Genomic DNA, 11,815 nt, shown 5'->3' with positions numbered 1-11,815 from the left:
CGCACGCCGTCCGCGCACGACCCATTGCACCGCTTACGCAAGATAGATCGGTCACGGTGCAGCGATGGGGCCAGTACCATCGCTAGAAATGGCAAAGTTTTCGCAAACCCCCAGGCTTTGCTAGCAAGCGAAGGCTACAGCATCGCCAGCAAGGCTTCGACTTGGTCGTCCGTGCCGACGCTCACTCGGATCCCCTCAGGCCAACCGGGGTAAGGCATGTAGCGAACTAGGACGCCCGACTCTTTGAGCGTCTCGTAAAGCGAACGCAGATCGCGACTAGGATCGGTGCACCACACAAAATTGGCTTCGGACTCGGTGACCTGAAATCCCTTCGATCGCATGCCGGCCGCCAGCCGCTCGCGGGTGGCGAGCACCTTGGCGAGATTGTCGGCCAGCCAGGCCTGGTCGTCGATCGCCGCGGTGGCGGCGGCTATGGAGAGTGCGTCGCAGTTATAAGAGTCTTTCACCTTAGCTAACTGCTGGATGACCTGCGGTTGCGCCACGCAATACCCAAAACGAAGGCCAGCCAAGCCGTAGGATTTGCTTAGAGTCCGGGTGACGATCACACGAGGATTATCTGCCACCAAAGCCAGGCAATTGGTCTCGGCAAAGTCAACGTATGCCTCGTCCACGACGATGGGGCAGGGCAGTGCAGCCGCGAGGCGGGCAACCTCGGCCGGTGAAAGCGTGGTCCCACTCGGGCTGTTGGGGTTCGCCAGAAACGCAAGTCGGAGCCCTTCGAGGGGCCGCGTAAAATCTTCCGCCAGCGTCCAGTCAGACTGATAGTCAATTACCTCGACGGTCGCACCCTGAATGTCGGCGAGCGTCTTGTAGAGGATGTAGCTTGGGCTCGGATAGCGAACCACGCCCCCTTCGCCCACAATCGCACGCGTGATGATCGTCAGCAGATCGTCGCTACCATTACCACAAAGAATCCAGTCGGGCGTAATCGCGGGCAGGTCCTTCTGCAGCACCTCGGCGGCGCGACTCCGAAACGCCCCCGCCATCGGATCGGGATACTTCTGCAATCCCGCCGCGGCCGCCTGCTTGATCGCCTCGACCACCTTGGGCGAAGGAGGATACGGATTCTCGTTGGTGTTGAGCTTGATGACCTTCTTTAGGCGAGGCTGCTCGCCGGGCGTATAGCCTGTCATCTTCTGGATGGCGTCGCGAAACATGGAGGTGCAGAGCATGGGGACAAAGGTAGATCGTTTCCAATCCACCAGTTGAATCCATCGCCCCGCTTCCTGCAAGGCAACCCGCTACTCGTCGCTTAGAAAAGCTTTCATCAGCTCCGGAATGCTGTTGAAACCGGTCTTCTCGAAGATACGAAGTCGATGCTTCTCGACCGTCTTAGGGCTGATGCCCAACTCACGGGCGATTTCGACGGTGGTCCTGGCGTCGAGGAACAGCCCCAGCACCTGCCGCTCGCGGCCGGAGAGCTTCCACACGGCTTGGTCGCGAGTTGCGCGCATCTGCTTTCGGTGGCGGTCGCGTTCGAGGGCGGTCTGCACGGTGTCGTTCAACGCCACGAGATCAACCGGCTTCTCGAGAAAGTCGATCGCTCCGTTGCGAACTGCCTGCACCACATCGGCCGTTTTGCCATAGGCCGAAACGACAATCAGGGGCAAGTGGTGAAATCTCCTTCGGAGTGCCTCCTGCAGGTCGAGTCCCGTCATGCCGGGCATCTTGAGATCGACTACCGCACATTCAACCTCGCGCGGCTGGTAGGTCGACAGAAAATGATCTGCCGATTGGTAGACTTCGACCGCGGTATCATGCCCCGTAAACTGCGCCTTCAGCACGGCACAGAAGTCCGGATCGTCGTCAACCACATGCACCACTCGCTGCGTCACCGGCATTTGCCGCATTGCATCCGTAGGCATTTGATCCAGTAGCGATGATGTGCCCATGATTAGTTTGCACCTTGTAGCAAAGAACTTTCTTGGTTGTTCAGATTCAGAGCAACTACATACGCGGTGCCCCGGCGACTTGGTCGCCACGAAATACTTGTCTTGCAAATCGATGCAACTGACTCAAGCCACGACTGCGTGGCGACGTCATAGAACTCATCTAGGTCGGACATAACCACGATACGCGGCGAAGTCCCTTCATCCGCGGAGGCCGTCTCCAGCTCAACCGCGATGTGCCTTGCATTTTGCCTTATCCGCCCCCAGATGAGTTCAAGCAGCAGAACCAGTAGGTGCTGTGGATGACCTGCGAATTGAACTTCTTGCTCAGGCAACTGGATGATTAACTCGCAACCGGCTTGGTTTGCGTCGAGGAGCGCGAGTTGGTACGCGGCGTTTAACACATGAGTTGCGGATGCACAATCGTTGTTGCTAACGAGATCGTCGCGGAGATAGTTGAGGTCACGAACCACATTGGCAGACGAGCGTATCGCTGCTTCGCACCCACGAAGTTGTTCGTCGAGTGCAGCCGCTTGGTCACATGGCAGCTGGTCCAGAAGTCGGATCGCCAGTTGCACGCGCGCTAGTGCCACTCCTAGAGGTGCATTGACCTCGTGGACGACGTTGGCCGAAGCGTGCCCGAGTGCCCGGGCGTACCGCGCCCAGGACTCGAGTTGCGAATCGTCACTAGGGTACATGGCAATATTGCTGTTAGTGGAGAAATTCCGCACTCAAATGGATGGAGGCCGACTTCCGATTTACGCTGATAGTTACCTTTGCGCTATGGCGAAGTCACGTATCCACTTCGCCATCGCTGCGACACTCTCGGTGAAGCCTCGCCTGCCGACCGACTGCTTGGGCACCCCTGGCCCAATCCGTCGGCGGCGAGTGAGGTAGTTCGTTGGATAGTCGGTCGGACGCCAAAGCATAGGACGCGCTGTCACGAGCGAACGACGCGTGCGCGGATAGAAATCTGGCTAAACTTCGAGGTTCTGGCGATGCAATCGGACTTGGCTGGGGTTTCCCTTAGCTACGAAGTCTTAGCCATTCCAACTGCTGATACACCAAGACAACTTAAGACCTCAAGTAACTCCTCTCCATCAAATGGTTTTGCCAGGTAACCTTTAGCGCCTGCCGCGAACCCAGAAGTTCGATCGAGCTCGAGCGCCTTGGCCGTTACGAATACGATGACCGTGTGCCTGAGGGCCGGATCATGGCGCAGTCGAGTGCAAACCGTGAGACCGTCAATGTCTGGGAGCATCACGTCGAGCAGGACGGCATCGGGCTCCCAGGCCTTGGCGACTGCGATGGCATCGCCGCCGGTCTCGACGCATCGCAAGTCGAACTCGTCGGAGAGCAACTCCTCAAGAATTGCCAAGTTCATGCGATTGTCGTCCACAGCAAGGATCTTGCGTCGTCTTGGCATGCGAGTACTCGGGGATGAAATACATAGGCGGTGACTTTGCCATCAGGCGGCAGGACCTGTGGAACACGTAGCACCTTGCAACTGAGGCAATACACTCTCCAGTGCCTCGACGATCGCGGGGTCTAAGCATCGTGCTTGCCGGCGGACGCTAGAGGCCGCTGCTTCCAATCGATCGTTCTCTTCACAAGAGCCCGCCAGCAATTCTGCTTCGAAAGCGTCCACCACTCGCATCAAACGAGCTACGAGTGGAATCTCGGTGCCACGAAGTCCATCTGGGTAGCCGGATCCATCGAAGTTTTCATGATGCGACCGAGCCACCACCGCCGCTACGGCGAGGCTGGTCATTTCCGGAAACTGCTGGCTTAGCCGCCGCAACAGGTGAAATCCAACCAAGGTGTGCTCTTTCAGGCTATCGATTTGGTAAAGATCGAGCGGGCCACGGTGATCGCGGAGCTTGAGCGGTATCGACAGCATCCCAACGTCACGAAGTACGCTGGCGTAACGAAGGTCGTCGAGCAACCGCTGATCGATTTGATTGCCGTACCGCGTCTCCTTCAGCGACTCAGCAACTAGCCCGGTAAGCTTGCGCGCAAGTTCCAGATCGGCGATGATACCCTCGTCTCGAAGTTGCGAGACAAATGCGATGGCATCGCCCACGGGACCACACGATTGTCCGAGACGTTTAGTTCGCAGAGCGAACTCGATCTTGGTGCGGAGATCTTCTTCGTCGAAGGGCTTTGTAACATAATCGTCGGCACCAGCGTCGTACCCCTGTAGGCGATCGACGAGCGACGACATCGCCGACACCATGATCACGCGGCAGTCCCGCAGATCGGGGGTCGAACGAATCCGCCGACACACTTCGTAGCCGGACTGCCCCGGCATCTTGACGTCGAGCAGCACGACCTCGGGCCGCGACTGCTGCGCCATCACCAACCCGTCGATGCCAGAAGTGGCGAGCTCGACGCAGTAGTCGCCAGCCAGCGTTTCGGCCAGGATGCTCAAATTCACCGGGCTATCGTCAATCGCCAGAATTGTAGGAGAACTGTTCATGGTCATTCCGTGTTCGGTCAATTGCTAGATAGCTCGATTGGAAGCTCAATGCTCGCCCGTGCCAGGTCCTCATTGCCGGCGAGTGTTACGCGAGGCAGTGAAAGGGTAAACCTCGCACCGCCGGTCGCGCAGTTCTCCGCCCAGATCGCCCCGCCGCACCGTTCGACGATCGTGCGACAAATGGCTAGACCGAGCCCTGTGCCGTTGGTCTGGCCCTTGGGTTTCATGGCTTGCGCAAATCGTTCAAAAATGGTTTCTAGTGCCTCGGCCGGAATACCGGGACCTTCGTCTTCGACGTAGGTCAGCACTTGGCGATCGTATTGCTCAATGCCCACCGTGATGGTCGAACCGGGTGGAGTCATCTTGACCGCGTTGCTAAGCAAGTTGCGAAGCACTTGGGCAAGCCGCTCGCCCTCGACTGGCACCATCGCCTCGCCCGTAGGCGCCAGCACTTTGATCACCAACCGCTTGTCTTCCGCCATGCCACAGAACTCGTTGGTAACTCGGCGAAGGGTTGCTCCAAGCTCGGACATGCCCGCGCAAATCTCTTCGCCGTCGGACTCAAGCTTGGCGAGGTCTAACAATTGATTCACCAAGTACAGCAGGTTGGTGCTGCACTCGTGGATGTTATCAAAGTATCCTGACAATCGAACGCGTTCGGCCGATTCGACACGTTGCTGCCCGAATCGCGCGAAACTCAAGATGCCGTGCAGTGGCGTGCGGAACTCGTGCGACATGTTCGCCAGAAACTCTGACTTCGCGGAGCTAGCTCGCTCCGCCGCTTCCTTGGCAGTTTGGAGTTGCTCGGTTCGAAGCTCTACCGTCGACTCGAGCTCATGATTGCGACGCTCAAGAGCTGATTTGGTCAGCAGCAACTGCTGGGCGTATCGCTCGCGCTCGTCCCGGACTTGTTGCTCGCGAGTTAAATCTTCGATCACCAATACGCATTCACCGACGGGCGAGTGCGGTAGGCCTTGCAGTAGAATCCGGACGGGGACTGTCTCACGCCCCTGGTCGAGCACAGTCCCCAAGATCCGTGGCGCATTGCGATCAACTCCCAAGGTTCGACTGAGCGTCGCGATTCGCACGTCAAGCGTCACGTAGTCGCTCGTCTTCAAGAATTGGGCGATGCTCTTGCCGGACAGCCCGCCACTTGATCCAAACAGTTGATTCGCCGCATGGTTCGAGCGCAGTATACGTGAATGTCGATCGACCCAGACAACGCCATGGCCGAGCGTCTGTTCGATCGCCGCAAGTCGTCGCGCATCGCGACTTTGCCGGCGTGTCATGCCAGAACGTATTCGCGCAGCCCAGCGGGCGAGCCCGCGTGGTAGTTGCAAAAGCTTTTTCATAGTGCTTACTCGAAGAGGAGTACATCGCGGGCCGGGGCGAGCAAGGTGGTGGGAGCGATCACCGTGTTGGTAACCGTGACCACCCGCATGGTCCCCGCCACGAAACGCATGTCGTACGTCCCCGCCCCGCCGACGAAAGTCACGTGGCCCCACTTGGCATAGATCGTCCCCGTGATGTCGCCACCGCCCAAGAGTTGTTGGGCTTCGAGAATGATCGGCCGACGATCTTGCCGCCGCTGGTAAAGCAGCATGCCATCGAAGGGGCTACCCGCATCGTTAAGCCCCGTCAGCGCTCCACCCGGAAGCAGCATGGCAATCAACGTGCTTGGAAGTAAACCGGGGAGCGCGCTGGGAGGACTAGCTTCCGGATCGCCCGTTGTGTCGGGGCTTCCTGTGCTCGCACTGAATCCGGCAGAGTCGGTGATATAGAACATCACGCCTTCGGCCTGGACAGGACCAAGAATGCAAAGCGACATCTGCGTGGCCGGGCTTTTGCCACGAATGACATAGACCCCCGGCTCGAATCTTGCGCCGCCTAGTCGCGAGATTACGGTGATCGAATCGTACACGCCAGGCTCGAGCGTTGGCTCACACAACAGCTCCGTCAAATCACCTAATAGCGGAGTCAGTAGTGGCTTGAGTAAGAACGACAGGCTGTTAAACAAGTCAGTCAGCAGGGCCGACGCGTGGGCGGGAGCGACTGCGATTCGTATCGAGTGGCCTGGGTCATGTGCAGTTGCGATAACATTCGCGCTGTCAGAGGCCAGTGACGGAACAGGGAGCGATGCCAGCGGGTCGGGCACGGGAAGTCGGTTTGCCTGCAATGGTTTCGGTGCTCCCTGACTAAGCGCGACGTACATCTCCGGATGGTCGACGCCCCCCACCACGCGGATGCCCTCGGCCTGAATCTGCGTCGTCGGCAAGATCGGCATGCACGCCACTCCCCACGGCGGTGCGGGGCCGTCACCCACCAAGTTGCTGTGCTGATCCAAGCCTCCCCAACCGGTATTCACAAGCACCGCGCCCTGAACAATGAGTCTGCCAGCGCCCTCTACTTCAAGCCCAGCAACCAATGACGGAAGCGGTGTGAGACTGATGCTGGAAGTCACTTGATTGAGGACCGTTAGCAGCGTCGATGACAGCGTTTGCTCGAGGGAGGTGGTCAGAATTTGTGAGAGTCCGTTGCCAAGCAATGGGACCGATTCCACAAGCTGCGTCACCCCTGTCTGTGGGACTGCCGAATTCGCGATGCCACTCACACTGATGTTCGACAGAATCTCCGGCAATCCTCCGAGCGATAAATTGTCCGGATTCGGATCGAGCACCACGATGGCTGCCCCAGCGGTGGCGTCCGAAGCACCTGCCACGCAGCGAGCTTCGACCCGGCGTGTCCCTGGCACGAACCGTGCGAAACCGGGTGCGTAGTTCGTGCTGACAATCACTTCGGCGTGGGTGGACAGACCAGCGAAGTTTCCCGTCAGTGGTGGAATATTCACGGTCACGGCGGCCGCCGTCTGGCTCGACGCGGCTACCATGCTTTCGGCCATAGCCACAGCCGTCGTAGGTGATTCTCCCTGCATCAGCGCAAATGCGGCGGCCGCGGCCCCGGCGTCGGCCACTCCTTGGAGCTGCTCGCGGCGATCGAACATCATCCCGCTGTCAATCACTAGGCCCACCACGCCGACTAGCGTGGGAAGCAATAGACATAGCAGCACCAAGATTTTTCCTTGGCGGCGATTGCGTAAGTACGGGCGACGCATGCGACAGGCTCCGTGACCTTGTAGGTTCAGTTGACGACCTGCAAAGTGGTAATGGCTTCAAGAGACAACGTGCCCCACGGCATCAATCCCGCAACCAGCGGCGAGTGGTCGTAGCGAACCTCCACTCGCACCCGATTACTAGGTTCGCTCGCACCATCGAGCCACACGACGCGAACACGAACGTCATCGGGCTGCATGGTCGGGATGGCGTGACTCAACTCGGCGACCACGACGGCCGAGTCGGCCAACGTTCCGTCGAACTCCTGTGGTCCCCAAGACGTTACTACTTCGCCCATTAATGTCCCGCGAAGCGATACTTGGCGGCCGATACGGTGCGCAACGTCGCCCAGTGCGTTGTATCGCACCGCGGCAAGCCCCAAGTCGAGCATTGCCAACAGCGCAAAGAACAGCACCGGGAGCGTCAGCGCCGCTTCCACCGCGGCAACTCCGCGCCGCATGCGATTTCCTGTTCGAGTTGTGAGGATTGCAATCATACTTATCACACGCCTAGCGAAACTGCCCAAAGGTCGACCGATGGCGAAGCGTGACCTCACTCGGCAACAGCGGCCAACTAACCGCAGTGCGAAACGGGTACGACACGTCCACCGACACCAGCACCATGTCGCCAGGTCCAGCGCTAGTTGTGATGTCGACGACAAGGTCGCCCGCGTCGAACTGGGGAATCTGACTCATTGCTTCGACCACCGCAGCCTCCACCGAGTCTTGCCACACACCCTGCGTAAAGTCTGTGAACTGCTGCGTCGCGCCCCGCACCGCCCCCGTCGCGGCGGCGGCGGTAACGTACTGGTGATAGTAGGTAATGCGTCCAAAGTCGCACGCCCCCAGCGCGAGTAGCAAGAGCAACGGGAGCGTGCAAGCGAACTCGATCGCCGCCGCGCCACGTTTTCGGCGTTGGTTGTTGATCTGCATGATTAGGGGCTCGCGAAGGCAACTTGAATCTGGATGATCGCCGGAAACACGAGCACAACGAAGATCGCCGGAAAGATCAGCAGTAAAGTCGGCAGCAGGATCTTCACCGACGCCTTTTGAGCGTTTTCTTCCGCGGCTTGCTCGCGCTGCGTCCGCAGCATGTCGGCGTGGCCACGAAGAGCCTCGGCTATATTGGTGCCAAAGCGTCCGGCTTCGCGTATGAACGCACTCAGCGTGCGAATGCCATCGCATCGCGATCGAGTCGCGAAACGTTTTAACGCCTGATCCACGGTCGCCCCCAGCTCAATGTCGCGCTGCACGATCCGAAGCTCATTCGCAAGCGTGGGGTGTGCCAGCCGCAGCTCCTCGCCGACTCGGCGTAGCGTGTCCTGCAAACTTAAGCCCGCTTCCAAACAAATCGTCATGATGTCCAGAAAGTCGGGTAGCGAGTACTGCAGCTCACGGCGGTGGCGTGTGATCGCCCGCTCGAGCCACATGTAGGGCAGCATCATGCCGACGCACGCGAACAAGCACCCCGCGGACAACGCTAGATGCAGCGGTAGCAGCCCCGTTATATACAGCAACACGCCAACGAGCGCAAACGCGGTGCCGCAGACGACTTTGGCAAGCAGGTACTTGTAGTGCGCCCCCGGCGAATAGATGCCGGCTTCCGCGAGCCGATACATCAATCCCGAGCGGCGGTCGCCCCCGTAGAGCCCCAAACGCTGCAGTATTCCATGAACCTCCGTCGCCATCCGCGGCGTCGCGTCCACATCTAGCGCCGTAGAGCCCGCGCTTCCGATCGCTTCTACACGACGGCGTACGCATCCGCGGTAGGAACGCCCAACGCCCATGCATCCGTAGATGCCAGCAACCACCGCAATGAACGTCAGAACGGACAGCAGAGTCGGGGTGATGCTTTGCATGATAGGCTCCTAGTACTCGAAGCTGACGATCTGGCGAATCCAAAGCACGCCGGCGATCTGCGCGACGGCCGTTCCAGCCAGCACCCAGGGCCGCTCAAGTAAGGTTCCGATGTAGTCGGGCGCAAGCAGCTGCAAGCCGGCGAACGTCAGCAGGGGAAGCACAAGCAGCACCACGGCCTGCATCCGACCTTCGCTCGTGAGCGCCCGCACGCGTTCGCGGAACGTTAGCCGTTTGCGAATCATGTTGGCGAGGTTGTCGAGCAACTCGACCAGATTGCCACCCGCTCGCGCTTGAACGAGTAAGGCCACCACAAAGAGCTGCAGTTCCATGATTCCCTTGCGCCTCGCGAGTTGTCGAAGGGAGGACTCACGCGTGATGCCGAGGTTTTGCTGCTCGTAGCAGCGGGCGAACTCAGTCGAGAGTGGCGGGGGGAAATCGTTGGCGATAATTTGCATGGCCGAAGAAATGGTTTGTCCCGACCGCACCGCCCGGCTGATGGTCGAGAAAGCCTCGGGAAGCTGCCGCACGAAGATGCGGTGCGAGCGGACCTGCCTCGTACGGAGTACCATGAAGGGCACCACGGCCGCCAGCACCGCCAGGGCAGCCGCTAACCACAGTGACCACCAAGCTCCGACTAACCCCATCACGACAACGAGCACCGCCCACCACGCCGCGAAGTTCCATACCGAACCTCCAACGCAGGCAAGCTCGAGTTGCACCTGAGCCCAATCGTGCCAGCTTTGATGATCCTCCTCGTCCGTCCGGTCGAACCGCCGTAAGTCCTTAAACAACGATACGGTTCCCGAACCCTCGTCGCCCGCGATCGCCTTAAGCCGCTGCCGCACGCCAAGGCGGTAGCGAAGGTAGCCGTCGTAAACGAGCGCAGCCAAGCTAGCGCATAACAATGCAAACGCCATTGCGATCAGAGTGCAGGACCACGATAGTTCCATCACAGCCCCCTAACGCAATCGAAGCGGTCAATATCGCAGATGCCCGACTCGAACAGACTACGTGGCACCACCACTCCGCACGCCTGTAAGCGTTCGAGGCACTGTGGCTGGATGCCCGTGGCTTCGAAATGCCCCAGCACTCGCTGGTTGTCATCGAGCCCGCGCTGTTGGAATCGAAACACGTCGTGCATATTGAGCGCGTCGGACTGCATGCCGGTGACTTCGGCGATTTGAATGATCTTTCGCTCGCCCCCCGGCAGCCGTGCCACCTGCACCACAATATGGATGGCTGCAGCTATCTGGCGATGGATAAACCACATCGGCAGCTCCGGTGCAGCCATGCCGATGAGCATCTCCAGTCGACTCAGCGCGTCGCGGGCGTCGTTGGCGTGAATGGTTGACATGCCTCCGTCGTGGCCCGTATTCATGGCTTGGAGCATGTCGAACGCCTCGGCACCACGGCATTCACCCACAATGATGCGATCGGGTCGCATTCGCAGGGCGTTGCGGAGCAAGTCACGCGACGACGTTGCTCCCTTGCCCTCTAGATTCGCGGCTCGCGTTTCCATGCGGGCGACATGAGGCTGCTGCAGTTGAAGTTCCGCGGCGTCCTCGATGGTCACGACTCGTTCGTCTTCAGGGATGAAGGCCGATAGCGCGTTGAGTAGCGTCGTCTTACCACTTCCGGTTCCCCCCGAGACAACGATGTTCAGCCTAGCCTTCACGCACGCCGCCAAGAATGCCATCATTCGTGGCGTCGCGGTCGCGCGGGCTACAAGGTCCTCGCCCGACAACGGCCGGGCCGAAAACCGCCGAATAGACACCAGGGCGCCATCGAGCGCCAGTGGCTTGATCACCGCATTGATACGACTTCCGTCTGGCAAACGGGCGTCGACCATCGGGCTGGCTTCATCAATCCGGCGGCCCACTTGGCTGGCGATTCGTTGTACGAACTCGACTAGGTGATTATTGTCGCGGAACTTGATGCCTGTGCGTTCAAGCTTTCCGCGACGCTCGACGTACACGCAATTGGGGCCATTTATCAGAATGTCCGTCACCGTGGGGTCGTGCATTAACGGCTCCAGCGGTCCGTGCCCCATCATCTCATTGATCAGCTCGTCAATCAGACGATCCCGATCGGCTTGGGTCAGCAAGTCGGTGTGCTGACTGCACAGTCGCTCGGCACCACGGCGTAATTCATGACGAAGAACGCTTGATTCGACGGATCGCATCACGGCAAAGTCCATCTCGCGCACCAACTGCTCGTGCAACTGCGTCTTGAGTTGCTGAAACCGTTGGTCACGACTTCCCTCATCGCGAAGTGTTGGCGTTGCATAGGGTGAAGGCATGATGTACCACTCGCTAGAAGGGGACACCGGACACTCGGCGTTCTAGCAACGTTACGCCGCGCGACGGTCGCCGCTGTCGAGCGTTGGGGGTTTCCTTATCCCATATCAGGTAGCGCCACCGACATTCCGATAGGCGCGACTGAACCCGCGACTGCGGT

Annotated in this window: 12 protein-coding genes; all 12 read right to left on the bottom strand. The window is 59.4% G+C overall.

The annotated features are described in order from the left end of the window. Window positions 1–134 precede the first annotated feature (134 nt). On the bottom strand, window positions 135–1,193 hold the full coding sequence (gene hisC, locus SH292x_RS09220; protein ID WP_442485311.1) for a histidinol-phosphate transaminase: 1,059 nt from the start codon (window positions 1,191–1,193) through the stop codon (window positions 135–137). Window positions 1,194–1,262: 69 nt separating this feature from the next. Beyond that, entirely contained in the window at window positions 1,263–1,913 is a 651-nt protein-coding gene (locus SH292x_RS09215) for a response regulator transcription factor (protein WP_442485310.1), read from the bottom strand. 2 nt (window positions 1,914–1,915) lie between these two features. Then, entirely contained in the window at window positions 1,916–2,608 is a 693-nt protein-coding gene (locus SH292x_RS09210) for a hypothetical protein (protein WP_442485309.1), read from the bottom strand. 332 nt (window positions 2,609–2,940) lie between these two features. Continuing rightward, the gene (locus SH292x_RS09205; RefSeq protein WP_442485308.1) at window positions 2,941–3,336 is read right to left on the bottom strand and encodes a response regulator; all 396 of its coding nucleotides are present in this window, start codon (window positions 3,334–3,336) and stop codon (window positions 2,941–2,943) included. Between the two features lie 42 nt (window positions 3,337–3,378). Then, on the bottom strand, window positions 3,379–4,389 hold the full coding sequence (locus tag SH292x_RS09200) for a response regulator (RefSeq protein WP_442485307.1): 1,011 nt from the start codon (window positions 4,387–4,389) through the stop codon (window positions 3,379–3,381). A 17-nt stretch (window positions 4,390–4,406) separates the two neighbouring features. Beyond that, complete coding sequence (locus SH292x_RS09195; RefSeq protein WP_442485306.1) at window positions 4,407–5,741, bottom strand: sensor histidine kinase; 1,335 nt, start codon at window positions 5,739–5,741, stop codon at window positions 4,407–4,409. A 5-nt stretch (window positions 5,742–5,746) separates the two neighbouring features. Beyond that, on the bottom strand, window positions 5,747–7,501 hold the full coding sequence (locus tag SH292x_RS09190) for a pilus assembly protein TadG-related protein (RefSeq protein ID WP_442485305.1): 1,755 nt from the start codon (window positions 7,499–7,501) through the stop codon (window positions 5,747–5,749). Window positions 7,502–7,527: 26 nt separating this feature from the next. Continuing rightward, the gene (locus tag SH292x_RS09185) at window positions 7,528–7,959 is read right to left on the bottom strand and encodes a TadE/TadG family type IV pilus assembly protein (protein ID WP_442485304.1); all 432 of its coding nucleotides are present in this window, start codon (window positions 7,957–7,959) and stop codon (window positions 7,528–7,530) included. A 49-nt stretch (window positions 7,960–8,008) separates the two neighbouring features. Then, window positions 8,009–8,431 carry a TadE/TadG family type IV pilus assembly protein gene (locus SH292x_RS09180; RefSeq protein WP_442485303.1) on the bottom strand — a complete coding sequence of 141 codons (423 nt, stop codon included), beginning with the start codon at window positions 8,429–8,431 and terminating at the stop codon, window positions 8,009–8,011. Between the two features lie 2 nt (window positions 8,432–8,433). After that, on the bottom strand, window positions 8,434–9,357 hold the full coding sequence (locus tag SH292x_RS09175; RefSeq protein WP_442485302.1) for a type II secretion system F family protein: 924 nt from the start codon (window positions 9,355–9,357) through the stop codon (window positions 8,434–8,436). A gap of 9 nt (window positions 9,358–9,366) precedes the next feature. After that, window positions 9,367–10,275, bottom strand: coding sequence for a type II secretion system F family protein (locus SH292x_RS09170; protein ID WP_442485301.1), 909 nt, complete (start codon window positions 10,273–10,275; stop codon window positions 9,367–9,369). A 32-nt stretch (window positions 10,276–10,307) separates the two neighbouring features. After that, window positions 10,308–11,657, bottom strand: a complete 1,350-nt coding sequence (locus SH292x_RS09165) for a CpaF family protein (protein ID WP_442485300.1) — start codon at window positions 11,655–11,657, stop codon at window positions 10,308–10,310. Between the last annotated feature and the right edge of the window lie 158 nt (window positions 11,658–11,815).

Origin of the sequence: Aeoliella fuhlenseeensis (assembly GCF_052161615.1) — a bacterium.
GTDB lineage: Bacteria > Planctomycetota > Planctomycetia > Pirellulales > Lacipirellulaceae > Aeoliella.
This window is presented reverse-complemented; position numbering and strand designations above follow the sequence as displayed.